The organism is Agromyces sp. ISL-38, from assembly GCF_018613935.1.
GTDB lineage: Bacteria > Actinomycetota > Actinomycetes > Actinomycetales > Microbacteriaceae > Agromyces.
Genome location: NZ_JAGGPF010000010.1, coordinates 25,095 through 49,427 on the forward strand (window position 1 = coordinate 25,095; position 24,333 = coordinate 49,427).

Sequence of the window (24,333 nt, forward strand, 5' to 3'; positions counted from 1 at the left end):
AGAGAGGGCAGCACATGGATGCACTCATACCGCCGCTATTGAACGGCACCGCGCTGGGTGCGCTCCTGCTGCTCGCAGCGCTCGGGCTCACCCTCACCTTCGGCCAGATGGGGGTGATCAACATGGCGCACGGGGAGTTCATCATGGCCGGTGCCTTCATCGCGTACCTGACCCAGCTGGTCGTCACCTCCAGCAACACCTCGATCGTGCTGGCGCTACCGCTCGCCTTCCTGGGCGCGGGTCTCCTCGGCCTCCTTCTGGAGGTCGGCATCATCCAGTGGATGTACCGACGGCCACTGGATACCCTCCTCGTCACGGTCGGGGTGAGTCTCATCCTGCAGCAGATCGCGTTGCAGATCTTCCCCGCCCAAGGCGTCCCCGTGGAGAGCCCCGGCTGGCTGGATGGGCGGGTGGACACCCTCGGCTATGCGTGGCCGCTTCGCCAGGTGTTCACCATGCTGCTCGCAGCCCTCTGCCTGGCCGCTCTCGCGGCCTGGCTCAAGTACACGTCCTTCGGACGCCGGATCAGGGCGACAGTCCAGAACCGGGACCTCGCCGAGACCAGTGGTATCCCCACCCGCACGGTCGACCGCATCACCTTCTTCGTCGGCTCCGGTCTGGCCGGGGTGGCCGGAGTCGCCGCATCCCTGATCGGCGGCACGAATTCTCAAATGGGCACGCAGTACATCATCCCGGCCTTCCTTGTCGTCGTCGCCGGCGGAGTCGGACAGATCAAGGGCACCGTCATCGCCGCGTGGGCCGTAGGCATCGCGTTGTCGTTCTTCGCCGATTGGACGACCGGAAGCATGGCCCAAGTGCTCGCCTTCGTGCTCGTGGTGATCTTCCTGCAGTTCCGCCCACAGGGCCTGTTCACCGTACGAACCAGGGGATTGACATGATGAAACTCAAACCGTGGCTTCCCCTCATCGGCATCGGGGTGTTCGCCGTTCTCCTGCTGGTCGTCGCCCCCGCGGTGCTCTCCATGCATTGGATCAACAACCTCGGCAAGTATTGCTGCTGGGCGATCGCGGCGGTAGGGATCGGCCTGGCCTGGGGCCGAGGTGGGATGCTGGTCTTGGGTCAGGGGGTCTTCTTCGGGCTCGGTGCCTACGCCATGGCGATGCACCTCACGTTGGAGACCGCGGGGCCCGACCGCCTGCCGGTCTTCATGATCCTGTACGACCCATCGGCGCCGCTTCCGGCTTTCTGGGAGCCGTTCCGCAGTGACTCGTTCACACTCGTGGCCATCGTGCTGCTCCCGGTGATCGTGGCGTCGATCCTCGGCTACGCGCTGTTCAAGCGCCGGGTCAAAGGGGCGTACTTCGCGATCCTGACTCAGGCGCTCGCCGTGGCGCTGGCCGTCCTGATCAGTTCTACGATCCGGGAGACCGGTGGTGACACGGGGCTCAGCGACTTCAAGTACTTCTTCGGATTCGTCCTTGACGACGACGCCAACAAGATCATGGTCTTCATGATCGCGGCCGCGATGCTCATCGTGTGCCTTCTGGTGGTGTGGCAGCTCAACCGCAGCCGCTTCGGCGAACTGCTGATCGCCACGCGGGATGCGGAGGAGCGCGTTCGGTTCCTCGGCTACGACCCCGCCAACATCAAGCTGGTCGCCTTCGTGGTCGCCGCCGTGATGGCCAGCATCGCAGGAGCCATGTTCGTCCCCATCGTCGGCATCATCACGCCGGCGGAGATCGGCGCCTCCGCCTCGATCCTGATGATCGCCGGTGTGGCGCTCGGTGGCCGCGCCTCGCTCTTCGGTCCGGCACTCGGGGCGATGGCGATCGGGTGGGGTCAGTCGAGCCTCGGTTCCAGCTGGCCAAGTGGGTGGATCTACATCCTGGGCCTCGTCTTCATCCTGGTGACCCTGTTCCTACCGATGGGATTGTCCTCGCTGTCGGGCAGGGCGAAAAGCTTGGTGTGGCGCTCACGCGCAGCGCCGACCGCGCCCGCCGCCGCCTCGGCACCTGTGCTCGAGGAGCTGAAGAAGTGACCATGACTCGTTCGCTCGTTGTCACCGATCTGCGCGTCGAGTTCGATGGATTCGCCGCCGTCGGCGGCGTCTCCTTCGACGCCCACCCCGGCGAGGTCCGATTCCTCATCGGCCCCAACGGCGCCGGCAAAACGACGTGCATCGACGCCATCACCGGCTTGTCCAAGGGCTCCGGCTCGGTGAAGCTCGGCGACCAGGAACTGCTGGGCAAGTCCGTCAACAAGATCGTCCGCCTCGGAGTCGGCCGTACCTTCCAGACCGCGAGCGTGTTCGAGCAGCTCTCGGTTCTGCAGAACCTCGACATCGCGGCAGGGCTCCACCGCTCTTCCCTCTCCCTGCTGCGTGCCCGACGCGGCATCGAACCGGCGATCGAGTCGGCACTGGAGGAGACGGGACTCACCGCGGAGCGGGAGACGCCCGCAGGCATCCTGTCTCACGGCCAGAAGCAGTGGTTGGAGATCGGGATGATGCTCGTGCAGGAGCCCCGCGCGCTGCTGCTCGACGAACCCGTCGCCGGGATGAGCCAGGACGAGCGGACCGCGACGGGGGAGCTGCTGCAGCGCATCGCCCAGCGCCGCATCGTCCTGGTCGTCGAGCACGACATGGATTTCATGCGCCGTTACGCGTCGCGCGTCACGGTGCTGCACCAGGGCAAGGTGCTCTCGGAGGGCGCGGTGGCGCAGGTGCAGGCCGACCCCAAGGTGCAGGAGGTCTACCTCGGTACCGCCGGGGCCGCGACCACGACCGCAATGCTGGCCGTGGCCGACACGACGACCGCGGTGTCGAATACCGCTACGCAAGGGGAGGGGGCCTGAAGTGCTCGAGCTGAACGACATCCACGCCGGCTACGGCCGCACGCTCGTGCTGCACGGCGTGACGCTGCCGGCCTCCGACAAGGTGGTCGCCGTGCTCGGCCACAACGGCGCCGGAAAATCGACGCTGCTGCGCGTCGCGATCGGACTCATCAAGCCGCGCAGCGGCCACGTGATCTTCGACGGCGAGGACGTCACGTCGCTGGCACCCAACAAGCGCGTCGCGCGCGGCATGGCATACGTGCCGCAGGGCCAGCAGTCGTTCTCGCAGCTCACGACGATGGAGAACCTGCAGCTCGTCGCCGACGGCCGCAAGCGCGGCAAGTTGCTCATCGACCAGCAGCTTTCGCGCTTCCCCGCCCTGGAGAAGTTCGCCACTCGCAAGGCCGGCCTGCTCTCGGGCGGCCAGCGTCAGCAGCTCGCAATCGCCCGGGCGCTCATCACCGAGCCGAAGATGCTCATCCTCGACGAGCCGACCGAGGGCATTCAGCCGACGATCGTCGCCGAGATCGAGCACACGGTGATGCAGCTCGCAAGCGAGGGCCTCTCCGTGCTGCTCGTCGAGCAGCACATCGGCTTCGCGCTGGAGGCCGCGGACAAGTACCTCGTGCTCGCGAGCGGCTTCGCGTCGAGCACCGGCGACGGCGGAGCATCCGCGGCCGAAGGCGTGCGTGCGGCAATGGCGATCTAGCGCTGTCTGCGCGCAATGCGGCTGTAACACGCAAACCGGGACAATGAGCCCAACGTGCGAGGCGCAGGGAGTGCGACGTGGCGAGGGCAGACAACGCGCGGGCAGCCGCCGAGGACAGCCTCGAGGACTATGCCTTCCGCTACGTTCCGCGGACGTTCCGGCGCTGGAGCGCCGGCTCGATCGGGGTCACCGCCCTCGGCTCGATCGCCTTCCTCGCCGATTTCTCGATCGGGGCCAGCGTCGGCATCGAGCACGGCACGAACAACGCCGTGCTCGGCATCCTGTTCGCCTCGGTCATCATCTTCATCGTCGGCCTGCCCATCGCGTACTACGCCGCTCGCTACAACCTCGATCTGGATCTGATCGCGCGGGGGTCGGGGTTCGGCTACTACGGCTCGTCGATCACGACCGTGATCTTCGCCGTGTTCACGTGCATCTTCTTCGCCCTCGAGGGGGCGATCATGGCGCAGGGGCTCCACATCGCGCTCGCCATCCCGCTCCCGATCGGCTACCTCATCTCCACCGTGGTGGTGATCCCGATCGTGATCTACGGGATGCGCGCACTCGAGCGCCTGCAATTCTGGACCACACCGCTGTGGCTCGCGCTCGCTCTGCTGCCGCTGCTCTGGGTGATCGTGTCCGACCCCGACGCGGTGAGCGCGTTCGTCGCGTTCACGGGCGCTTCCGATGGCGCCGTCAGCTTCGAGGCGATCGTCGCGAGCGCGGCTGTGTGCTTCGCGCTGACTCCCCAGCTGGCCGAGCAGATCGACGTGATCCGGGCGATGCCGCCGCGCACGAGCGTGAATCGGCGGTCATGGTGGGCCTCGCTCATGTTCGCGGGACCCGGCTGGGTGCTCTTCAGCGGCATCAAGCAGGTCATCGGCGTCTTCCTCGCGGTCTACCTCATCACCCGCGCCGACCCGGCTCTCGGCCAGCAGGCCGCCGAGCCGGTCCGCCAGTTCATCGCCCTCTACGAATCGATCATGCCGGAGTGGCTGGCGATCGGGTTGGCACTCGTTCTCGTCGTCGTCGCCCAGGTCAAGATCAACGTCACGAACGCCTACTCCGGGTCGCTGGCGTGGTCGAACGTGTACACCCGGCTCACCAAGACCTACCCGGGCAGATCGATCTTCATCTTCTTCAACCTCGCCATCGCGCTCGCGCTGATGTGGATGGACGTCTTCAGTCTCATCAGCTTCGTGCTCAGCCTCTACGCGAACGTCGTGATGGCTTGGCTGGTCACGATCGCCGCCGATATCGCGATCAACAAGCATGTGCTGCACATGTCGCCGATCTACCCCGAGTTCCGTCGCGGCATGCTGCGCGATTGGAATCCGGTCGGCCTCGTCTCGGTCGGCCTAGCGTCGCTCCTGTCACTGGCGGCGTTCGGGGGACTGTTCGGCGAAGGGCTGCGGCCGTTCTCGGTGCTGATCGCCATCGGCGTCGCCGTGATCACGACCCCCCTCATGGCGGTGGCCACGCGCGGCAGGTACTACCTGCGACGCCAGACGGATGGCATCGCCTCGCCGATACTCGATGCCGACGGCAACCCGTCCGGGGTGCGGCTGCGCTGCCATGTCACTGGGTACACATTCGAGCGTCCGGATATGCTGGCATCGGCGGAGCGCGGGGCTCATGGCGAGACGCAGTATGTGTCGTCACTGGCGCTGACGCTGGACGACTCGGATCATTATGTGCTGCCTGCCGAGCCGACGTCGTGGCGGGACCATTCGCCAATGCGGACGGCCGAAGAGACCAGACGACCGAAGGGAAGGGGCGGATGATGGCGGAGGGAGTGGATACTCCGACCGCGATCCTTGCCAACGCCGCTGCGGCTCTGCGTGAGAGTCCGTTCGACGACATCTCGTACCGCTCACTGGGCGACGCGGTCGGCGTGTCGGAGAGGACGGTCTACCGTCACTTCCCGACGAGATCGCATCTCCTGGAGGGCGTCGCGGGGTGGATCGAGTCCGCCGAGTTCCCGTTGCCACCGTTCGTCACGATCCCTCAGTTCCAGGACGCGTCGCGCGCCCGGTTCCTGGCCTTCGATTCGTCGCCGGCGTTCGCCTTCGTGTGTGCACGCGCCGCATCCATCTCACCTACCGGAGAATCGGAAGCCACGTTCTTCACACGCGCCCTGGTAGCTATGCTCGCGACGAATCATCCCTCGGTGAACGAACGCGATCTGCGCCGGGTGGCGGCCACGCTGCGCTACTTCGCGTCGGCGCACTTCTGGGCTCGCATGCGGACCGGCTTCGACATGAGCGCGCCGGAGATCTCGGATGTCTTCGATCGCACTGTCGTCCAGGCCTTGAGCGGCCTTCCCACCCTGTCACGGACCTCGAGATGAATCACTCCTTTTCGCGAGCGCGGGCGTGACGATGTCCGCCACATCTGAACCCGATGACCGATCGGCGGGCGACGTCAACCGCACGCAGGAGGCGATCCTCGCCGCCTACGCCGAGTTGATCGAAGAACTCGGCACCGACGACGTGTCGTTCCGGCTGATCGCCCGACGTGCGGGAGTCGGCGAGCGCACGATCTTCCGCAACTATGCGACACGGGTAGATCTGCTGCTCGCTGTGGCCGCATGGATCGAGCGTAGGATCTTCCCGCGCCAGGACTCTCCGAGCATCTTCGACATGCCCCTCACGATCCGGGCGGCGATGGAGTCGTACGACCATCGACCGGAACTGGCGCACGTCGTGGCCGAAACCACGATGCGAGGCATCAGCGGCGCGACGCCCAGCCCACGAAGGGCCATGCTCGAGGAGATGATCGATGCCGAGGTCCCTTCGCTCGGAGACGCTGAGCGCAGGGCGATCGTTGCGGCCCTGGCTCACCTCGATTCGGCGGCGACGTGGGTCACGTTCCGTCGGGAGTTCGGCATGACCCGTAGCGACATCGCCGACGCTGCAGCGTGGGCAGCGGAGGCGGTGCTCGATCCGATACGCTCCCGCGTCGGCTGAGCCGAGCGAGCCCCGACAGTAGCGCGTCGATGCGGATCAACTGCACTCGAGTTGTGACCTAGACTGGAGGGACCATCGCAATTAGCTCGATCGAGAAAACACGATCTGACGAGGGCTGATTCGAGGGAAGACTGCCGAAAGGGAGTCGGTGCCGCGGGGTGGAGCAGTTCGGTAGCTCGCTGGGCTCATAACCCAGAGGTCGTAGGTTCAAATCCTGCCCCCGCAACCGAAAGAAGATCCCGGTCTCGTTCTGAGGCCGGGATCTTCTGCATTTCCGGGCGGTCCACAGACGCGCGTCGCACCGCCGCCCAGAGCGGATGCCTCAGCGCCGCGAGCCCGACGCGACTACGCTTTCGACATGGCCGAAGCGACCTCCCAGAGCCCCGCATTCGCGATCGCCGTCGCGCAGTTCGCACCCGGCCCCGACACCGCCGCGAACCGTGCGGAGATCGCGCGGCTCGCCGAGCTCGCGGCATCCCGTGGCGCAGGGCTCATCATCTTCCCCGAGTACTCGAGCTACTTCACGCCCGAGGCGGGTGAGGAGTGGCTCGCGGCATCCGAGCCCGTCGGCGGCCCGTTCACGCAAGCGCTCACGGTGCTGGCCGACCGTCTCGGCGTGCACCTCGTCGCCGGCATGATCGAGCGCCTCGAGGGTGAGCGCCGCGTCGCCAACACGGTTGTGGCCGTCGCTCCCGGCGCCGGCGTCGTCGCACGCTATCGCAAGCTCCACCTCTACGACGCCTTCGGGGAGCGGGAGTCCGACTGGGTCGCTCCGGGCGACATCGGCGAGCCCGAGCTCTTCGAGGCGGGAGGTCTCCGCTTCGGCCTGCAGACCTGCTACGACGCGCGCTTCCCCGAGGTCACCCGTCGCATCGTCGACGCGGGCGCCGACGTCGTGTGCATGCCCGCCGAGTGGGTGCGCGGGCCGCTGAAGGAGGCGCACTGGCGGCTGCTCGCCACCGCACGCGCCCTCGAGAACACGATGTACGTCGCGGCCGCCGACCATGCACCGCCCATCGGCGCAGGCAACAGCATGATCGTCGACCCCATGGGTGTCGAGCTCGCGACGATCGGTGAGGCGACGGATGTCGCGATCGCCTGGGTGTCGCGTGAGCGCATCGACGCCGTGCGCCGCATCAATCCGGCGCTCGAGCTGCGCCGTTTCGGCGTCAGCCAGCGCTGAGCGCGGCGAGCCGGGCCGACGCCTCCTCGAGCACGTCGAGGCGCTTGCAGAATGCGAAACGCACGAGGCTCCGGTATGCACCCTGGCGGTCGTGGTGCACGAACGCCGACACCGGAACTCCGACGACTCCGGCTCGCTCCGGCAGCTGGCGGCAGAACGCCGCGCCGTCGTCATACCCGAGCGGCGCGGCATCCGCGACGATGAAGTAGCCGGCCTCGGGAAGCGACACGGTGAAGCCGGCGGCGCTGAGACCCGCGGCGAGCACGTCGCGCTTGGCGTGCAGGGCGGCGGCGGCATCCGCGAAGGACGAATCGGGCAGGCCGAGTCCGACGGCGATGGCCGGCTGGAACGGCGCGCCGTTCACGAACGTGAGGTACTGCTTCACGGCGAGCACGCTCGTGACGAGCGAAGCCGGCGCGGTGAGCCAGCCGATCTTCCATCCCGTGGTGCTGAATGTCTTGCCGCCCGACGAGATCGAGATGGTGCGCTCGCGAGCACCGGGCAGTGTCGCGATGGGCGTGTGCGCGGCGCCGAACGTGAGGTGCTCGTAGACCTCGTCGGTCACGATGATCGCGTCGTGCCGGGTGGCGAGCTCGACGATGAGCGCGAGGGTGTCGGCGTCGAGCACGGTGCCGGTCGGGTTGTGCGGGGAATTCACGAGGATGAGACGCGTGCGATCGGTGATCGCAGCCCGGAGCTCCTCGGGATCGGGCCGCCAGTCGGGGAATCGCAGCGGCACCGTGCGGTGAACGCCGCCGGCTCGGGCGATGAGCGCCGCGTACGCGTCGTAGTACGGCTCGAACGTGACGACCTCGTCGCCGGTGTCGACGAGCGCCAGGATCGTCGCGGCGAGGGCCTCGGTCGCGCCCGCGGTCACGAGCACCTCGGATGCCGCGTCGACGTCGATGCCGTAGAAGCGCCGTTGGTGCGCCGCGATCGCCTCGCGCAGCACCGGTGCCCCGATGCCGGGCGGGTACTGGTTCACCCCGTCGCTGATCGCCTGGCGGGCGGCGTCGAGCACCTCGGCAGGGCCGTCTTCGTCGGGGAAGCCCTGGCCGAGGTTGATGGCGCCGGTGCGCGCGGCCAGGGCGCTCATCTCGGCGAAGATCGTGGCTGCGATCGTGCCGTCGGCGGCGAGGAGCCCGGCGCCGGCGGCGGTGCGCTGCCAGGGGCGCAGATCAGGTGCGGGGGAGAAGTCGCTCACGCTCTCACCGTACGTCAGGCTAGGGCCGGTACGCTGTCGCAGGGCGAGCGACGGGGCCACCCCGCGTTCGGATGAATCACTGCTCGTCGATAGCAGGATCACAGACTCCGCCGACCTGGCACACAGCTTGCGGCGGGAGGCTGGCAGCGCTTGGAAGGAGCAGACATGACCGACACCACCAACGGCGCCACGGGGGAGCCCCGCGACGGCGACGTCTCCGAGACCCCGGCCGCACCGGAGTCCGCCACGGAGCGGCCCGACGCGGCAGCACCTGCGGAGTCCGCACCCCCTGCCACCGGCACCGTCTACGAGCCCGGCCACGAGCCGCAGCCGTACACTGCGCCCCACTACGAGCACGAGGCGCCTGCCGCGGTCGCAGCACCGGCCTCGGCCGCACCCGCTGCGCCTGCTGCTTCCACCGGCAGCGCGAACGCGCCGGGCCACGTGCCGCCCGCGTTCGGCGGCCCGCAGCACACCCAGCCCACCACGCCGATCGCCGGCGGGCAGGCGCAGGGCACCGACGCCACCGGCACTCCTGGCGCACCGAAGCCGCGCAGGGTCGGTCTCGGCGTCGCCGCCGCGATCGTGGCCGCCGCCCTCATCGGCGGCGCATCCGGCGCCGGCATCACCACGCTCATCTCGAACAACGACGGCGTGGTCTCGAACGACAGCGCCGGTGTCGAGAGCATCGTCGTGAACGACCCCGATTCGGTGAACCAGATCACCGCGGTCGCCGCGAAGGCGAGCCAGAGCGTCGTGACCATCTCGGTCTCGAGCGGCCAGGGCGGCGGCACCGGATCGGGCATCATCCTCTCCGACGACGGCTACGTGCTGACGAACACCCACGTGGTCACGCTCGACGGCGCGACCGCCGACCCGTCGATCAAGGTGAAGACGAGCGACGGGCGACTCTTCGATGCCGAGCTCGTGGGCACCGATCCGCTGTCCGACCTCGCAGTCATCAAGCTCGCGGGTGCCTCCGACCTCACCCCGCTCAAGTTCGCCGACTCCGACGAGCTCAACGTCGGTGACACGGCGATCGCGATCGGCGCTCCCATGGGCCTCGCGGGCACCGTGACGAACGGCATCGTGAGCGCACTCAATCGCAGCATCGACGTGGCCTCATCGGCTGCTCCGGCGACGCCCGACGATGGGACCGACGAGGGTGACAACGGGCAGAACGGCTCGGAGAGCCCGTTCGACTTCTGGAACTTCCAAGGTCCTGAAGGCGGCGAGCAGCCGCAACAGCAGGAGGGCACCGGCCAGATCTCGATTCCGGTGATCCAGACGGATGCCGCGATCAACCCCGGCAACTCGGGCGGCGCGCTCCTCGACTCCGAGGGCAACCTCATCGGCGTCAACGTCGCGATCCTCTCGGCCGGCGGTGCGCAGACCGAAGCCGGCAACATCGGCGTCGGGTTCGCCGTTCCCGCGAACCTCGCCGAGCGCGTCGCGAAGGAGATCATCGAGAGCGGCTCGGCCACCCACGGCCTGCTCGGCGCCACGGTGACCGCCGCAGAGAGCGACGCCGAGAGCACCGTGGTCGGCGCACTCATCTCCGAGGTGAGCTCGGGCGGCGCGGCAGAGGCCGCCGGCCTCAAGTCGGGCGACGTCGTCACCGAGTTCAACGGAGTGCCGATCACCGACCAGACCGACCTCACCGCGCAGGTCCGGGCGCTGCCCGGCGGCGCCAAGGCGGAGCTCACGTACCTGCGCGGCGGCGATTCGCACACCGCGTCGGTCACGCTCGGCACGTTCGAGGGCTGATCTGAGCGGCATCGGATGCCGCACGGCGGGGCCGGATCCCAAGGGGTCCGGCCCCGCCGCGTGCGTGTGCCCCTCGAAGCCCGTCGCAAGGGCTGCTGCTAGGCTCGATCGACCCCAGCGCGAGTGAGGAACATGCCCGAGCAACACCCAGAGGCGGCGACATCGCCGCTCCTCGGCGTCTCCTACGTCATGCCGGTGCTGAACGACGCATCGCACGTGCGGGCCGCGGTGGAGTCGATCCTCGCGCAAGATTACGAGGGCCCCGTCGAGGTGCTCATCGCACTCGGCCCGTCGATCGACGGCACCGCAGGGCTCGTCGCCGACCTCGCCTCGCGCGACGAGCGCGTGCGAGTGCTCGAGAACGAGGTGGGCTCGACGCCGGCGGGCCTGAACATCGGCATCCGCGCCGCGCGTTACCCGGTGGTCGTGCGCGTCGACGCCCACTCGATGCTGCCCGTCGACTACGCCCGCGTGGCGGTCGAGGTGCTCGAACGCACCGGGGCCGACAACGTGGGCGGCATCATGGACGCGCACGGCGAGACGCCGTTCGAGCGGGCGGTCGCGATCGCCTACGGCACGAAGGTCGGCCTCGGTGGCACGCCATGGCACGTGGGAGGGCACGAGGGGCCCGCAGAGACCGTGTACCTCGGCGTCTTCCGAACGTCGGCGCTCCGTCGCGTCGGCCTCTTCGACGAGGGAATCAAGCGCGGCCAGGACTGGGAGCTGAATCGGCGCCTCCGCGAGACGGGCGGCATCGTCTGGTTCACGCCCCGGCTCAGCGTCACCTACCGTCCCCGGTCGAGCCTCGAGCGGCTCGGGCGCCAGATGTTCTCGACCGGCCTCTGGCGCGGAGAGCTCGCGCGTCGTTTCCCGGCGGCCAACGGCATCCGGTACTTCGTGCCCCCGGTCATGGTGCTCGGGGTCATCCTCGGACTGATCGCCGGCGTGTCCGGCATCGTGCAGGCCTCCGCCGGCGGGGCGCCGTGGCTGCTCGCCGGATTCGCCGTGCCGCTCGTCTACCTGCTCTTCGTCGTCCTCGCGACGATCGCCTACGCCCGCGGGCGTGGCGCAGCCACCGCCGCGTGGTTTCTCATAGTCTTGCCCTGCATCCACGTCTCGTGGGGGCTCGGCTTCGTGCTCGGCTATCTCTCGCTCACGAGCAACATCGCAAAGCACACGGGAAGGTGACGCGGATGTCCCCAGCCAGATCGGGTTCCGCCAGGCCCTCGAGCATCGCCGAGCTCCGCGCCGTCACCCAGCCGCCCGAGGTGCGCGGTCGCCGCAATGCCGAGCACTGGACGGCATCGCTCTACCTCCGTCAATTCTCGCCCTACCTCACATGGCTGCTCCTGAAGACGTCGATCTCGGCGAACGGCGTGACAGGGCTCATGATCCTCGTCGGGTGGTCGACCGCCGCCGCGCTGCTCATTCCGGGCATCTGGGGCGCGCTGCTCGCGGTCGTGCTCGGCCAGCTGCAGATGCTCGTCGACTGCTGCGACGGCGAGGTCGCGCGCTGGCGTCGCACGTCGTCGCCGGCCGGGGTGTTCCTCGACAAGGTCGGGCACTACACGACCGAGGCCCTCATCCCGATCGCGCTCGGCATCCGGGCGGCGGCATACCCGCTCGAGTTCCCCGCCGACTTCCTCTGGACGACGGTCGGCGCCATGCTCGCCCTCATCATCGTGCTGAACAAGGCGCTCAACGACATGGTGCACGTGGCACGCGCGAACGCGGGGCTCGCGAAGCTTGCCGACACCCCCGGTGAGACCGAGCCGCGCGGGGGACTCGTCGCCAAGCTGCGCAAGGCCGCGCGCTTCCTGCCGTTCCACCGCCTCTACCACTCGGTCGAGCTCACGCTCATCGCGTTCGCCGCGGCGCTCGTCGGCCTCGTGGGCGGCGAGCCGCTCGTCGACCGCCTCGTCGTCGTCGCGCTCCTGCCCCTTGCATTCGTCTCGGTGGTCGGCCACTTCGTGGCGATCATGGCTTCACGTCGTGTCCGTTCCTGACGACGTGAACCCCGGCTCGAACGAGGCGGCGCCCACGTTGCCGCACGTCGGCGTGGTGGTGCTCACGCAAGGCACCCGGCCCGACGACCTCGTGCGCGGCATCCGGAGCATCCTCGACCAGGAGGGCGTCGTCACCGATGTCGTCTGCGTCGGCAACGGGTGGGATCCCGCCTCGGCAGAGCCGCCGTTGCCGGCCGGGGTGAAGACCCTGCACCTGCCCGAGAACCTCGGCATCCCGGCCGGTCGCAACCGCGGCGTGCCGCTCGTTTCGGGCGAGGTGCTGTTCTTCCTCGACGACGACGCGTTCCTGCCGAACGTCCGGTTCCTGCGTGACGGATGCCGCATGCTCGCCGAGCGCCCAGAGCTCGGCCTCATTCAGCCGCGGGTCGTCGACCCCACCGGTCTCGTGTCACCGCGCCGCTGGATCCCGCGCATCCGCAAGGGCGATCCCGGGCACTCGAGCAACGTCTTCTCATGTTGGGAGGGAGCGGTGCTGCTGCCGCGCGCGGTCTTCGACCAGACCGGCGGCTGGGCCGACCCGTTCTTCTACGCGCACGAGGGTATCGAGCTCGCATGGCGGGTGTGGGACACCGGCCACGTCGCGTGGTACGCGGGCGACCTCGAGGCGGCGCACCCTGTGATCGACCCCGCCCGGCACGCGTACTACTACCGGTTGAACGCGCGCAACCGGGTGTGGCTCGCCCGCCGCAACCTTCCGGCGATCCTCGTGCCGTTCTACGTCGGCTCGTGGACCGCGATCCAGGTGCTGCGCTGGGTGCGCCACCCCGCTGCGCTGTCGGCCTGGTTCGCAGGATGGCGCGCCGGCTGGCGGGAGCACCCGGGGGAGCGACGTCCGCTCTCGTGGCGCACGGTCTGGCGGATGACGATTGCCGGTCGGCCGCCACTCGTCTGAGCCTCCACGGTAACGATCCCCTTTCGGTCCCGTCGTGAACGCGACCTCGCGGCATCCGTGCAGCCGGCCCTCGCTACCCTTGGACCCGTGGCATTGATGAGAGACGCGCGGCGCGCGATCAAGCTGGCGAAAGACGTCATGTGGTCGCGGCGCGCCCAGCGTGCGCTTGCGAAGAAGCTCGCCGAGCGCCCCCCGCTCGAACCGCACCACTACCGCGTCGGCGTCTACTTCGCCGATGGCAGGGTCAACCTCTACCAGCTGCGGCAGTGGTACAAGCCGCTCCTCGAGCTCTCGAAGCGGCATCCGGTGCTCATCCTCAGCCGCGCCTCGGGTTCCGCCCTGCAGTTGCTCGACGAGGCGCCGCTGCCCGTCGCCTACGTGCGCCGTGTCGTCGACCTCGAGCACGTCATCCACGAGCAAGACCTCCACGTCGTGCTCTATGTGAACCAGAACGCGAAGAACTTCCAGATGATGCGCTACGGGCGCCGCTGGCATGTGTTCATCAACCACGGCGAGTCCGACAAGATGTACATGACCACGAACCAGTTCAAGGCCTACGACTACGCGCTGATCGCGGGCGATGCCGCCCGCGCACGGCTCGAGAAGGTGCTCTGGGACTACGACTTCGACAAGCGGGCCATCCCGATCGGCCGCCCGCAGGCCGACCACTACCTCGACGGCTCGCCGCTGCCGTATCCGTCCGACGGGCGCGAGGTCGTGCTCTACGCCCCGACGTGGGAAGGCGACCGCGGGGCCGCAGCCTACGGCTCGATCGCATCGCACGGCGTCGAACTCGTGCGTGGCCTGCTCGCGACCCGCCGCCACCGGGTGATCTATCGACCGCATCCTCGCTCCGGAGTCGTCGACCCCGAGTACGGGGCCGCCAACCGCGCGATCATCGCGGCGCTCGCCGCGGCCAACGCCGCCGACCCGAGCGCCTACCACATCTACGACAACGGTCCGGAGCTCGGCTGGCAGCTCGCTGCCCCCGATGTCGCGATCGTCGACATCTCGGCCATGGTCTACGACCGGCTCGCCGCAGGCAGGCCCCTGCTCATCACCCGCCCGGCGAACCGCGAGGCGCAGATCGACACGGGCGGTTACCTCCAGGCGTGCGAGTGGCTCGAGGCGACGGATGCCGCGGCGATGGTCGCGCGCGTCGACGAGGTCACCCACGACGCGGCGGCACTCGCACGGCTCGGCGTGTGGGTCGAACGCTACTTCGGCGACACGACCCCCGGGGTGACGACCGCGCGATTCCACGACGCCGTCGACCACCTCATGGACGAGTGGTCGCGTTTCGCCGCCATTCACGCCGGCGAGCCGGAGATCGACGAGTTCGAGATCGAGGCCGAAGAGGCCGACGAGGCTCTCGAGGCCTGAGGTCAGTCGGCTGCGTCGTCGGGCGCGCGCTGACGGCGGCTGCGCGGGGTGATGGCACGCCTCGCTGCACCGGCGGCGCCCGCGATGCCGCCGCCGACAGCGGTGCCCACTCGTGAGAGGCGGCCTCCGGCGGCCCGCAGGAGCGTCGTGCCCTCGCCGGGTTCGAGCTCGAGCGGGAGCGCGGACGGTGGGGCCCCGAAGCCGAGTCGCGAGTGCCGCAGCACCCGTCGCCCGAGCATCTGATTGCCGGCGCCGCCGATCGCCGCCCCGATGCCGAATGGGATCGCCTTGCCGATGATGCCGGCACCGCCGCGCACCGCGAACTGCTTGATGAAGACCGTGCGCAGCCGGTCGACGACGGTGCCCATCACGGCCTTCGGCAGGCTGTTCGTGATGAGTTCGCCCCAGTACACGTTTCGCGTGACGCCCGCGCCGGTCACCTGCGACGCGAACTGGCGCACGAGGTCGACGCCCTCGTTCCCGAGCATGAGCGTCATCACGAGCGCGCGTGCTCGGTCTGGGTTCTCGATCGCAATGCCGTGCACCTCGGCGACGGACTGGGCGAAGAGCGCGGTCGCTTCGAGGAACCCGACGGTCTCCACGCCCGAGAGCGCCAGGGTGACGCCCGTGCCGATGCCGGGAATCACTGCCGTCGCGCCGACGGCCGCTCCGCCCGTGGTGACGGCGGCGAGGTAGCGGCGCTCGAGGATGCGAACGATCTGCTCGGGGGTCGCATTCGGAGACCGCCGACGGATGCCGCGAAGGTGAGCCACCACGATCGGACGCTGGATCGCCAGTGCACGGTCGATGGCGCGCTCCATGCCGTGGGCGCGGGGTTCGGCGGGGGAGGAGCTCTCGTGCTCGCCGCTGATGCCCTGGGGGCGCGGTTCGTTCGGGGCATCCGCCCCCATCGACGTGATCCGGTGCACGCGCTCGGTCATGGTGGGTCGATCTTACGAGATGCGCTCGACCGGGAGCTGAAAGCGAACGAATTCGGAACGCGAGGCCCGCCGAGCGTCGCGCTCACGACAGGTGCGCTCTGTTACGCCTTCGACCCGTGGTCGGCGTTGTAACGCTCGAGCACCTCGTCGATCGAGGCGTCGAGCACGAGCGCTCCCTTGTCGAGATAAAGGCCCCGTGTGCAGAACCTCCGCAGGTCGCGTTCGTTGTGCGAGACGAAGAAGAGCGTGCGGCCGCCCGCGAGCAGCTCGTCGATGCGCCGGTAGCACTTCTCGCGGAATCCCTTGTCGCCGACCGCGAGCACTTCGTCGACGAGCATGATGGGCTCCTCGAGCTGCGAGATCACCGCGAACGCGATGCGCACTTTCATGCCGCTCGAGAGGTGCTTGTATGGGGTGTCGAGGAAGTCGCCGATGTCGGCGAACTCGATGATCTCGTCGAACTTCGCGTCGATCTGAGCCCCCGTCATTCCGTGCAGGCCCGCGGTCAGGTAGACATTGTCGCGCACCGTGAGGTCGTCGACGAACCCGCCCGTGATCTCGATGAGCGGTGCGACGCCGCCCGTGACCTCCACGATGCCCTCGTCGGCGATCATGACGCCTGCGACGAGCTTCAAGAGGGTCGACTTGCCCTGGCCGTTGCGTCCGACGACGCCGATGGCCTCGCCGGGGCGCACATGGATCGACACGTTGCGCAGTGCCCAGAACTCGCCGGGACGGGTGCGGCGGCGGCGGCCGGCGAGCAGATCCTTGAAGGTTCGGCGACCGCGACGATTGCGACGGAACCGGATGCCGAGCCCGTCGGTGCGGATGGCGGTGTCGGTCGCCGAGACGGCGGTAGTGGCATCCACGTCAGATCTCCTTCAGCACTTGGCGCAGGCTTCCCCGGAAGACCAGAAGGCCGATGGCAAGCAGCGCAACCGACATCGCGGCCGAGATCACGACGTTGAACCAGTCGAGTTCCTCGGGGAAGAAGCCGGCACGATACAGGCCGAAGATGCCCGACAGCGGATTGAAGGCCGCCCAGACGTGCAGTTCGCTCGGCAGGTTGGACACGCCGTAGATGATCGGCGACGCGTAGAACAGGAAGCGCAACACGAGCTTCACCGCGCGCTCGAGGTCGCGGAAGAAGACGACGAGCGGGGCCACGATGAGCGCCACGCCGGCGGTGAGGATGGCCTGCAGCAGGATGGCGAGCGGGAAGTACGCGAGCTCCCATCCGACCCGCGTGCCGGGTACCAGGATCGCGAAGAGCGCGAGCACCGGGAGGGCGAACACGAACTCGATGCCCTTCGAGAGCACGATGCGGTTCACCCAGATCGTGCGAGGGATCTTCGTCGACCGCACGAGCTTCGCGTCCTTCAGGAACGCGCGCGTCGAGTCCGACACCGCCCCGTTGAACCACATCCACGGCAGCAGCGCCGAGAGCAGGAACACCATGTAGGGCTCGGTGCCCACGGGGCGCTGGAACACCTGTGTGAACACGAACCAGTAGATGCCCGCCATCACGAGCGGATCGAGCACCGACCAGAGGTACCCGAGCGCAGACGTCGAGTAGCGCACCTTCAGGTCGCGTGTGGTGAGCAACCACAGCGAGTGCCGGTAGCGATCCCACGGCGTTCGCTGCAGTGGATGCGTGTCGGCGTAGCTCATCACGCTCTCATCGTAGATGCCGTGCCGCGGTAGGTTTGTCAGCAGACGATCGGCGCGTGCCGAGCCCCGTCGGAAGGAGCGTCGTGCACCGCACCAGCACCCGCGTGATTTTGAGCTGCGCGGCCATCGGCGTCGGCGGCGGGCTCTTCGCGGCCGGGGCGGGCTACCTCGCGGGCCTCGTCGCCGGCATCGTCCCCATGCTCTACGGAATCACGATCGGTTCGCATTTCCTGCCGAGCGCCGTCGCACTCGCGTTGCTGAAACGACCGGGCGTCGCGATCCTCACGGGGTTCATCGCGGGTCTCGTCGGGGCGGCGTTCGCCCCGCAGTGGATCCTTCGCTTCCTCGGCACGGGCCTGCTCGTCGGTGCGCTCCTCGAGCTGCCGTTCCTGGTCACCCGATACAAGAACTGGTCGCCGGTGCTCTATTACCTCGCCGCAGGAGCCGCCGGCGTGCTCCTCGCCGCCGGCACCTTCGTGGTGCTCGGCCCCGAGCATTACGCCCCGTGGTTCTGGGCGCTCTACCTCGCGCTGTTCGTGCTCAGCCCGGTGCTCTTCACGTGGCTCGGCCGTGCGATCGCGGTGTCGCTCTCCCGGGCGGGTGTCGCGCGAGCGCTCACCTGAGCCGCCACAAGCGCTGACATGCGAAGAGCGGATGCCGCGAGGCATCCGCTCTTCACTGCTGTGCTGCTGCGATCACACGAAGTGGTTCGCACGCTCCAGGTCTTCTGCGAAGTCGATCTCGACCGCGTAGAGGTCGGAGATGTCCATCGGCTCGACAAGCAGGCCGTTCTGCTCGATGGCGAGCTCGAGGCCGCGCTCGAAGTAGTCCTGGTCGCCGACGCGCGCGAGGTGTGCGAGGAGCGTGGACTTGTCGCGGCTCGAGATGTAGTTGATGCCGACGGCCTCGCCGAGCCCGCCCTTGACGGTCTTGGAGAGCTCCTTGATGTAGCCCTCGGCGCTCGTGGTGTACTTGACCTCTTCGTCGGACACCTTCGAGGTGTTGACGGTCACGAACGACTGGTCGCGCGCGATGAACGGCAGCGCGCGGTCGAGGATGCGCGGGTCGAAGACCACGTCGCCGTTCATCCAGAGCACCCCGCCCGACTGCGACGCCTGCAGGGCGCGCATCAGGCTCTTGGAGGTGTTGGTCTGGTCGTATTCCTCGTTGTAGACGAACGACGCCTGCGGGAATGCCTCGATGATGTGCTCGAGCTTGTAGCCGACGACGATCGTGACGTTGGCGTTGCGGCCGAACGCGTGCTCGATGTTGTCGAACTGCTGGCCCATGATCGTGCGGCCGTCGCTGAGCTCGGTGAGGGGCTTGGGGAGGGATCGCCCGAGCCGGCTCCCCATGCCGGCCGCGAGAATCACGATCTGGGTGTTCACTGCATCTCCTTCGGTGGGTCGGATGTCGGGAGCCGCGACACCCATCGCAGGGTGTTCGGCGCAAATTCATCCGGAAGTTCACATATGGACACGCCGTTATGCCGGAGTTCAGGATACCGGGAGGGCGCCACCCCCACCACGGGGGAGGGACGTCGTGTCAGGATCGTGATGCGACGTTCAGGAGATCCCCAGCTTTTCGGACCGTGTGAGGAGGCCCGAACGAGCGCTGCAAGAGCCGTCTTGGTAGGTTGGCTTGGTGACTTCTGTTTCGCGCTCCAACCAAGACGACGAAGCAGCCGAAGGCACCGGCACGGGGGTGCCTGAAGCAGGGGAATCCCCGACGGGCGCGGCGGCTGAAACCTCGTCGACCCCGGCACGTTCGGGTGCGACGAAGAGCACGGCCGCGGGGAGGTCCGCGGCACCCAAATCGACGGCTGCGAGGCCTGCCGCGAAGTCTGCAGCCGCCAAAGCTGCAGCCGCGAAGCCTGCAGCCGCGAAGCCTGCAGCCGCGAAGCCCGCGGCGAAGGCAGCCGCTGCGAAACCGGCGGCGAAGTCGGCAGCGGCGAAGTCCGCAGCGGCGAGGTCGGCAGCAGCGAAGGCGGCGGCAGCCGAGCAGGCTGAAGCCGAGCAGGCTGATGCGAAGCCCGAAGACGTGAAGCCGGCGGCACCGAAGCCCGCAGGCGCGAAGCCGGCGACGGCGAGGTCGACCGCGGCGAAGTCTGCGGCGGCGAGGTCGACCGCAGCGAAGTCGACCGCAGCGCGGACCGGAACATCGAAGCCCGCCCCGAGGAAGCCGGCCGCGACGACGACGGCGGAGGGTGAGACGAACCAGCCCGCACCCTCGAAGCGTACCGCGGCCTCCCGAGCCGCGTCGGCGGATGCCGCGGCAGCGCGAGGCGAGGCGGCGAAGTCGACGCGCACCCCGCGGGTCACGGCAGCGGAGGGTGCGGCCAGCTCCTCTGCACCCAGCCGCGCGGCGGCGGCGGCGGCCGCGAGCAGCCAGCGCCAGGCCCAGCGCGTCGCGGCTTCGCTCACGACCGAGACGACGGCGGCAGAACGATCGTCCCGTAAGCCCGCGACGGAGGTGCCCTCCGCGGAGGTCGGCGAAACGTCGACCGCAGAAGCGCCGGCCGTGCGATCCGAGATCGATGAGGAGACGGTCGAGCGTGCGCCCTCGCGTGCCGCAGCCGAGGCGACCGAGTCGGCGGCGGCGATTCCCGCACCGATGGCAGCAGCCTTCGTTGCACCGACCACCGAGTCGGCGACATCCGATGCCATCGCACCGGCAGCTGACACGACGGCCAACGAAGAGACGGCCACCGCCGACCAGGCCGTCGCCGTCATCCCCGTGCCGAAGAAGCCCTCACCGCGCAAGAAGCGCACGCTGCGCGTCGCGCGTCCGGCTCCTTCCGCCGACGCGCCTCGAGTGCTCGCGATCGAGGGCCTCGTCAAGCGCTTCGGCCCGAACACCGCGGTCGACGGCATCTCGCTCGACGTGCGCGCCGGGTCGTTCTTCGGTCTCGTCGGGCCGAACGGCGCCGGCAAGACCACTACGCTCTCGATGGTCACGGGGCTGCTCCGGCCCGACGCGGGCACCGTGCGCATCCACAACATCGATGCGTGGGACAACCCTCGGGCCGCCAAGCGCGCCACCGGCGTGCTGCCCGACCGCCTGCGTCTCTTCGACCGCCTGACGGGAGCTCAACTCCTCTATTACTCGGGCGTGCTCCGGGGCCTCGACAACCGCACGGTACGTGAACGGAGTGCCGACCTCATCGCAGCGTTCGGACTCGACGACGCCGTCGACCGTCTCGTCGCCGATTACTCGGCGGGAATGACGAAGAAGATCGCCCTCGCCTGTGCGATGATCCACTCGCCGCGACTGCTCGTGCTCGATGAGCCGTTCGAATCGGTCGACCCAGTGTCGGCCGCGAACCTCACCGACATCCTCGAGCGCTACGTCGCGGGCGGCGGCACGGTCGTGCTCTCCAGCCACGGCATGGACCTCATCGAGCGGGTCTGCGACTCGGCGGCGATCATCGTCGGCGGGCGGGTGCTCGCTGCGGGCACCCTCGATGAGGTACGTGCCGGCCAGACCCTCGAAGACCGATTCGTCGAACTCGCCGGCGGACGCAAGGCAGCGGAAGGCATGGAATGGTTGCACAGTTTCTCCGACTGAAACTGCGCCTGCTCGCGAACATCTTCCGGCGGAGCCCCTGGCAAGTGGTTGGCATCGTCGTCGGGCTCATCTATGGGCTCGGTGTGGCCGTGCTGCTCTTCGCAACGCTCGTCGGCTTGCGCTTCTCAGGCGACGTCGCGGTGATCCGCGACGCGTTCATCGTCGCCGGGGCGGCGACGATCATCGGATTCATCGTGTTCCCGCTCGTGTTCGGAGTCGATGACACGATGGACCCGAGGCGGTTCGCGCTCTTCGGGGTGCCCAACCGCACGCTCGCGTTCGGTCTCGCGGTCGCAGCCGTGGTCGGCATTCCCGCACTCGTGCTCGCCATTGTGCTGGTCGGCACCGTGTTCACCTGGTCGCGCGGGCCGGCCGAGACCCTGCTCGCGATCATCGCGGCGGCGATGGCGTTCGCCACGTGCATCCTGCTCGCCCGTGTCGCAAGCGGGCTGGCATCGCTCCTCCTCGCCACTCGCCGCGCCCGCGAGCTCATGGGAGTGTTCGGGATCCTGCTCATCGTGATGCTCTCGCCGATCCTCGTCGTGCTCGTGTCGACGGACTGGGCCGATTCTGGCCTCGGGGTGCTCGAGTCGATCGCGGGCGCGCTCGCCTGGACGCCCCTCGGCGCCGTGTTCGCGATTCCGGGCGACGCTGCAACGGGCGACTGGGGCCCCGCGATCCTGAAGCTCCTGATCGCCGCCGCGACCCTCGGCGCGATCTGGCTCGCGTGGCAGGCGCTCGTCGCACGCATGCTCGTGACTCCGGGTCGCGAGGCATCCGCCAAGAACTACCGGGGGCTCGGCTGGTTCGACCGGATGCCGCATGGCGCAACGGGCGCCGTCGCCGCCCGCAGCCTCACCTACTGGTTCCGCGATGCGCGCTACTGGGTGTCGCTCCTGATGGTGCCGGTCGTGCCGGTACTCGTGATGGTGCCGCTCAGCCTCGCCGGCATCCCGCTCTCGTACGTCGCGCTCATTCCAGTGCCCCTCATGTGCCTGTTCCTCGGCTGGAGCCTCCACAACGACACCGCCTACGACAGCACCGCGGTCTGGATGCATGTGGCCTCGGGCGTGCGCGGTGCTGCCGACCGCACCGGTCGCCTCGTGCCGGTGCTCATCGCGGGTGTGCTCGTCATCGGGCTCGGGAGCGCCGTCACGGTGTTCGTGCTCAACGACTGGCGGCTGCTGCCGTCGGTTCTCGGGGTCAGCACGGCCCTGCTCTTCGCGGGACTCGGGCTCGGCTCGTTCACCTCCGCGCGGTTGCCGTATCCGGCGGTCAAGCCCGGTGACAGCCCCTTTCAGGCGCCTCAGTCGACGGGCACGATCACGGCGCTCGTGCAATCCGTCACGATGTTCGGTTCGCTGCTCATCGCGTCGCCGGCCGTCGTCTTCGCTGCCCTTGGGATCCTCGTCGACCCGGCCTGGTACACGGCATCGTTCGCGGCCGGCGTGGGCCTCGGGCTCCTCGTGCTCGTGTGGGGCATCTGGGTCGGCGGTCGCGTGTTCGACCGTCGCGGCCCCGAGATCCTCGCCGCCGCGCTGCGTGCGTAGGAAGTCGCAAGCCGAGGCCGTGGTGCCGGGTTCGTTGCGTAGAATCGAGGGCATGATCGAACCCGTGCACGCGAGCATCGCCGACCCGGATACCCCGGGTGGCGGCACCTCGGTCCTCGACCGCGAACTCGAGGAACTCCTCGAGAAAGAGGCCATCGAGCCGGGTGACCATGAGCGCTTCTCGCACTACGTGAAGAAGGAGCAGATCCTCGAGTCGGCGATGACCGGCAAGCCGGTGCGCGCGCTGTGCGGCAAGAAGTGGACCCCCGGGCGCGATCCCGAGAAGTTCCCGGTGTGCCCGTCGTGCAAGGCGATCTACGAGCGGCTCAAGGCCGGGTAGTGCCCGACGCGCGTCAGCGGTAGACCGTGGGGATCACCGCTTCGCCGCGCCCGAGGCGGAACGCGTCGATGGGGAGCTCCTGCATGACCTCGGCACGATGCGCTCGCGCGGCATCCGTGCCGGCCTTGCCGAGGTAGGCGGGATCGGCCTCGCCGGCCGTCATGAAGCGCACCATGAGTGGACGAAGCGACGTGCCGGCCTCGAACTCGGCCTCGCCGTCGGGACCATCGCCGACGAACACCACCTCTTCACGGGCGGTTCGCATGGAATCGAGCCGTCGCGCGGCGTTCTTGCGGCCGCCGACGCTCAGCTTCTGGGTTGACGCCTTCGCCACGGCCACCCATTCGCCGGCGTCGTCGCGCCGCGCGACGAGCTTGTACACCATGCCCGCGGCCGGGAAGCCCGAGCCGGTGACGACTGCCGTGCCGACGCCGTAGGAGTCGACCGGTGCGGCCGAGAGAGCCGCGATCATGAACTCGTCGAGGTCGCTCGTGACGGTGATCTTCGTGTCGACGGCGCCGAGCTCGTCGAGTTGCTCGCGCACCGCGGCGACGATCGTTGGCAGGTCGCCGGAGTCGATGCGCACCGCACCGAGCCCGAGGCCGGCGATCCGCACAGCGCGATCGACGCCCTCGGCGATGTCGTATGTGTCGACGAGCAAGGTTGTCTTCGGGCCGAACGCGTCGACCTGGGCCTGGAACGCGTCTTCCTCGGAGTCGTGCAGCAGGGTGAACGCGTGTGCCGCCGTGCCCATCGTGGGGATGCCCCACGTGCGGCCGGCCTCGAGGTTGCTCGTCGCGTCGAAGCCGGCGATGTACGCGGCGCGCGCCGCGGCGACCGCGGCGTATTCGCTCGTGCGACGCGAGCCCATCTCGACCACCGGCCGGCCGAGCGCGACCGAGACCATGCGCGCTGCGGCGCTTGCCACCGAGGAGTCGTAGTTGAGGGTCGACAGCACGAGCGTCTCGAGCATCACCGCTTCGGCGAAGGACGACTGGATGGTGAGCAACGGTGAACCGGGGAAGTACGCCTCACCCTCGCGGTATCCCCAGATGTCGCCCGAGAACCGGAAGTCGGCGAGCCAATCGATCGTCGCGGACCGCACCACCTCGTGCTCGCGCAGCCAATCGAGGTCGGCGTCGTCGAATCGGAACCGATCGATGAGCTCGAGCAGCCGGCCCGTGCCGGCCACGACGCCGTACCTGCGTCCGTCGGGCAGTCGCCGCGCGAACGCCTCGAAGAGGCTCTCGCGATGCGCGGTGCCGTCGAGCAGTGCGGCATCCACCATCGTCAGTTCGTAGCGGTCGGTGAAGAGCGCAGCAGACCCGGTCACACGG

General features: G+C 68.7%; 24 protein-coding genes and 1 tRNA gene. 18 read left to right on the plus strand and 7 right to left on the minus strand.

The window, feature by feature from the left end; all coding sequences use genetic code 11:
- The first annotated feature begins 38 nt into the window (after nt 1-38).
- The 9 genes from urtB (at nt 39) to J7E25_RS10395 (ending at nt 7,654) form a co-directional block, all read left to right on the plus strand.
- Nucleotides 39-899: an urea ABC transporter permease subunit UrtB gene (gene urtB / locus J7E25_RS10355; RefSeq protein WP_251038987.1), complete on the plus strand. Its 861-nt coding sequence runs from the start codon at nt 39-41 to the stop codon at nt 897-899.
- Nucleotides 900-937: 38 nt separating this feature from the next.
- Entirely contained in the window at nt 938-1,999 is a 1,062-nt protein-coding gene (gene urtC, locus J7E25_RS10360; RefSeq protein WP_215005442.1) for an urea ABC transporter permease subunit UrtC, read from the plus strand.
- Nucleotides 2,000-2,001: 2 nt separating this feature from the next.
- The gene (gene urtD / locus J7E25_RS10365; protein ID WP_214870090.1) at nt 2,002-2,814 is read left to right on the plus strand and encodes an urea ABC transporter ATP-binding protein UrtD; all 813 of its coding nucleotides are present in this window, start codon (nt 2,002-2,004) and stop codon (nt 2,812-2,814) included.
- Nucleotide 2,815: 1 nt separating this feature from the next.
- Complete coding sequence (locus J7E25_RS10370; protein WP_214870091.1) at nt 2,816-3,502, plus strand: ATP-binding cassette domain-containing protein; 687 nt, start codon at nt 2,816-2,818, stop codon at nt 3,500-3,502.
- A gap of 77 nt (nt 3,503-3,579) precedes the next feature.
- Entirely contained in the window at nt 3,580-5,286 is a 1,707-nt protein-coding gene (locus tag J7E25_RS10375; RefSeq protein ID WP_214870092.1) for a cytosine permease, read from the plus strand.
- A gap of 11 nt (nt 5,287-5,297) precedes the next feature.
- Nucleotides 5,298-5,852: a TetR/AcrR family transcriptional regulator gene (locus tag J7E25_RS10380; protein ID WP_308164498.1), complete on the plus strand. Its 555-nt coding sequence runs from the start codon at nt 5,298-5,300 to the stop codon at nt 5,850-5,852.
- Between the two features lie 31 nt (nt 5,853-5,883).
- A complete protein-coding gene (locus J7E25_RS10385) occupies nt 5,884-6,471 on the plus strand; it encodes a TetR/AcrR family transcriptional regulator (RefSeq protein WP_214870094.1) in 588 nt (195 codons plus the stop codon).
- A gap of 152 nt (nt 6,472-6,623) precedes the next feature.
- Nucleotides 6,624-6,697: transfer RNA gene (locus J7E25_RS10390), tRNA-Met, on the plus strand.
- A gap of 132 nt (nt 6,698-6,829) precedes the next feature.
- Complete coding sequence (locus J7E25_RS10395) at nt 6,830-7,654, plus strand: carbon-nitrogen hydrolase family protein (protein WP_214870095.1); 825 nt, start codon at nt 6,830-6,832, stop codon at nt 7,652-7,654.
- On the opposite strand, the gene J7E25_RS10400 is transcribed toward J7E25_RS10395, so the two are convergent.
- On the minus strand, nt 7,641-8,858 hold the full coding sequence (locus tag J7E25_RS10400) for a pyridoxal phosphate-dependent aminotransferase (protein WP_308164499.1): 1,218 nt from the start codon (nt 8,856-8,858) through the stop codon (nt 7,641-7,643). The two genes, J7E25_RS10395 and J7E25_RS10400, sit on opposite strands and share 14 nt — an antisense overlap.
- 165 nt (nt 8,859-9,023) lie before the next feature.
- Between J7E25_RS10400 and J7E25_RS10405 the strand changes: the two genes are divergently transcribed.
- The 5 genes from J7E25_RS10405 to J7E25_RS10425 all read left to right on the plus strand — a co-directional run bounded on the left by J7E25_RS10405 (nt 9,024) and on the right by J7E25_RS10425 (nt 14,927).
- Complete coding sequence (locus tag J7E25_RS10405; RefSeq protein ID WP_214870096.1) at nt 9,024-10,625, plus strand: S1C family serine protease; 1,602 nt, start codon at nt 9,024-9,026, stop codon at nt 10,623-10,625.
- Nucleotides 10,626-10,757: 132 nt separating this feature from the next.
- Nucleotides 10,758-11,813, plus strand: coding sequence for a glycosyltransferase family 2 protein (locus J7E25_RS10410; protein WP_251038988.1), 1,056 nt, complete (start codon nt 10,758-10,760; stop codon nt 11,811-11,813).
- A gap of 5 nt (nt 11,814-11,818) precedes the next feature.
- A complete protein-coding gene (locus tag J7E25_RS10415) occupies nt 11,819-12,631 on the plus strand; it encodes a CDP-alcohol phosphatidyltransferase family protein (RefSeq protein WP_214870097.1) in 813 nt (270 codons plus the stop codon).
- Nucleotides 12,618-13,544: a glycosyltransferase gene (locus J7E25_RS10420; protein ID WP_308164501.1), complete on the plus strand. Its 927-nt coding sequence runs from the start codon at nt 12,618-12,620 to the stop codon at nt 13,542-13,544. Before J7E25_RS10415 ends, J7E25_RS10420 begins: the two co-directional genes overlap by 14 nt.
- 87 nt (nt 13,545-13,631) lie before the next feature.
- A complete protein-coding gene (locus tag J7E25_RS10425) occupies nt 13,632-14,927 on the plus strand; it encodes a CDP-glycerol glycerophosphotransferase family protein (RefSeq protein WP_214870098.1) in 1,296 nt (431 codons plus the stop codon).
- Between the two features lie 2 nt (nt 14,928-14,929).
- On the opposite strand, the gene J7E25_RS10430 is transcribed toward J7E25_RS10425, so the two are convergent.
- The 3 genes from J7E25_RS10430 to J7E25_RS10440 form a co-directional block, all read right to left on the minus strand.
- A complete protein-coding gene (locus tag J7E25_RS10430; RefSeq protein WP_214870099.1) occupies nt 14,930-15,868 on the minus strand; it encodes a hypothetical protein in 939 nt (312 codons plus the stop codon).
- A gap of 101 nt (nt 15,869-15,969) precedes the next feature.
- Nucleotides 15,970-16,737, minus strand: coding sequence for an ABC transporter ATP-binding protein (locus tag J7E25_RS10435; RefSeq protein ID WP_214870100.1), 768 nt, complete (start codon nt 16,735-16,737; stop codon nt 15,970-15,972).
- A gap of 1 nt (nt 16,738) precedes the next feature.
- Entirely contained in the window at nt 16,739-17,539 is an 801-nt protein-coding gene (locus J7E25_RS10440; protein WP_214870586.1) for an ABC transporter permease, read from the minus strand.
- Nucleotides 17,540-17,622: 83 nt separating this feature from the next.
- On the opposite strand from J7E25_RS10440, the gene J7E25_RS10445 reads away from it, so the two are divergent.
- Nucleotides 17,623-18,162, plus strand: coding sequence for an ECF transporter S component (locus tag J7E25_RS10445; RefSeq protein WP_214870101.1), 540 nt, complete (start codon nt 17,623-17,625; stop codon nt 18,160-18,162).
- Nucleotides 18,163-18,234: 72 nt separating this feature from the next.
- Here the strand turns inward: J7E25_RS10445 and J7E25_RS10450 are convergent, their stop codons facing one another.
- Both J7E25_RS10450 and J7E25_RS18205 read right to left on the minus strand, forming a co-directional pair.
- A complete protein-coding gene (locus tag J7E25_RS10450) occupies nt 18,235-18,927 on the minus strand; it encodes an NTP transferase domain-containing protein (RefSeq protein ID WP_214870102.1) in 693 nt (230 codons plus the stop codon).
- Between the two features lie 177 nt (nt 18,928-19,104).
- The gene (locus J7E25_RS18205) at nt 19,105-19,962 is read right to left on the minus strand and encodes a hypothetical protein (protein WP_285289839.1); all 858 of its coding nucleotides are present in this window, start codon (nt 19,960-19,962) and stop codon (nt 19,105-19,107) included.
- Between the two features lie 97 nt (nt 19,963-20,059).
- Between J7E25_RS18205 and J7E25_RS10460 the strand changes: the two genes are divergently transcribed.
- The 3 genes from J7E25_RS10460 to J7E25_RS10470 are packed head-to-tail and all read left to right on the plus strand — an operon-like array spanning nt 20,060 to nt 22,996.
- A complete protein-coding gene (locus J7E25_RS10460; RefSeq protein ID WP_374196212.1) occupies nt 20,060-21,106 on the plus strand; it encodes an ABC transporter ATP-binding protein in 1,047 nt (348 codons plus the stop codon).
- On the plus strand, nt 21,082-22,656 hold the full coding sequence (locus J7E25_RS10465) for a hypothetical protein (protein ID WP_214870103.1): 1,575 nt from the start codon (nt 21,082-21,084) through the stop codon (nt 22,654-22,656). Before J7E25_RS10460 ends, J7E25_RS10465 begins: the two co-directional genes overlap by 25 nt.
- A 52-nt stretch (nt 22,657-22,708) precedes the next feature.
- Entirely contained in the window at nt 22,709-22,996 is a 288-nt protein-coding gene (locus tag J7E25_RS10470; RefSeq protein ID WP_214870104.1) for a DUF3039 domain-containing protein, read from the plus strand.
- Between the two features lie 13 nt (nt 22,997-23,009).
- Here the strand turns inward: J7E25_RS10470 and J7E25_RS10475 are convergent, their stop codons facing one another.
- Nucleotides 23,010-24,329, minus strand: coding sequence for a nicotinate phosphoribosyltransferase (locus tag J7E25_RS10475; RefSeq protein WP_214870105.1), 1,320 nt, complete (start codon nt 24,327-24,329; stop codon nt 23,010-23,012).
- Nucleotides 24,330-24,333 lie beyond the last annotated feature (4 nt).

What these genes read in the sequence shown, in the direction of transcription:
- urtD (WP_214870090.1), top strand. Translation starts at nt 2,002, where the DNA reads ATGACTCGTTCGCTCGTTGTCACCGATCTGCGCGTCGAGTTCGATGGA.
- J7E25_RS10385 (WP_214870094.1), top strand. Translation starts at nt 5,884, where the DNA reads ATGTCCGCCACATCTGAACCCGATGACCGATCGGCGGGCGACGTCAAC.
- J7E25_RS10395 (WP_214870095.1), top strand. Translation starts at nt 6,830, where the DNA reads ATGGCCGAAGCGACCTCCCAGAGCCCCGCATTCGCGATCGCCGTCGCG.
- J7E25_RS10405 (WP_214870096.1), top strand. Translation starts at nt 9,024, where the DNA reads ATGACCGACACCACCAACGGCGCCACGGGGGAGCCCCGCGACGGCGAC.
- J7E25_RS10410 (WP_251038988.1), top strand. Translation starts at nt 10,758, where the DNA reads ATGCCCGAGCAACACCCAGAGGCGGCGACATCGCCGCTCCTCGGCGTC.
- J7E25_RS10415 (WP_214870097.1), top strand. Translation starts at nt 11,819, where the DNA reads ATGTCCCCAGCCAGATCGGGTTCCGCCAGGCCCTCGAGCATCGCCGAG.
- J7E25_RS10430 (WP_214870099.1), bottom strand. Translation starts at nt 15,868, where the DNA reads ATGACCGAGCGCGTGCACCGGATCACGTCGATGGGGGCGGATGCCCCG.
- J7E25_RS10440 (WP_214870586.1), bottom strand. Translation starts at nt 17,539, where the DNA reads ATGAGCTACGCCGACACGCATCCACTGCAGCGAACGCCGTGGGATCGC.
- J7E25_RS10465 (WP_214870103.1), top strand. Translation starts at nt 21,082, where the DNA reads ATGGTTGCACAGTTTCTCCGACTGAAACTGCGCCTGCTCGCGAACATC.
- J7E25_RS10470 (WP_214870104.1), top strand. Translation starts at nt 22,709, where the DNA reads ATGATCGAACCCGTGCACGCGAGCATCGCCGACCCGGATACCCCGGGT.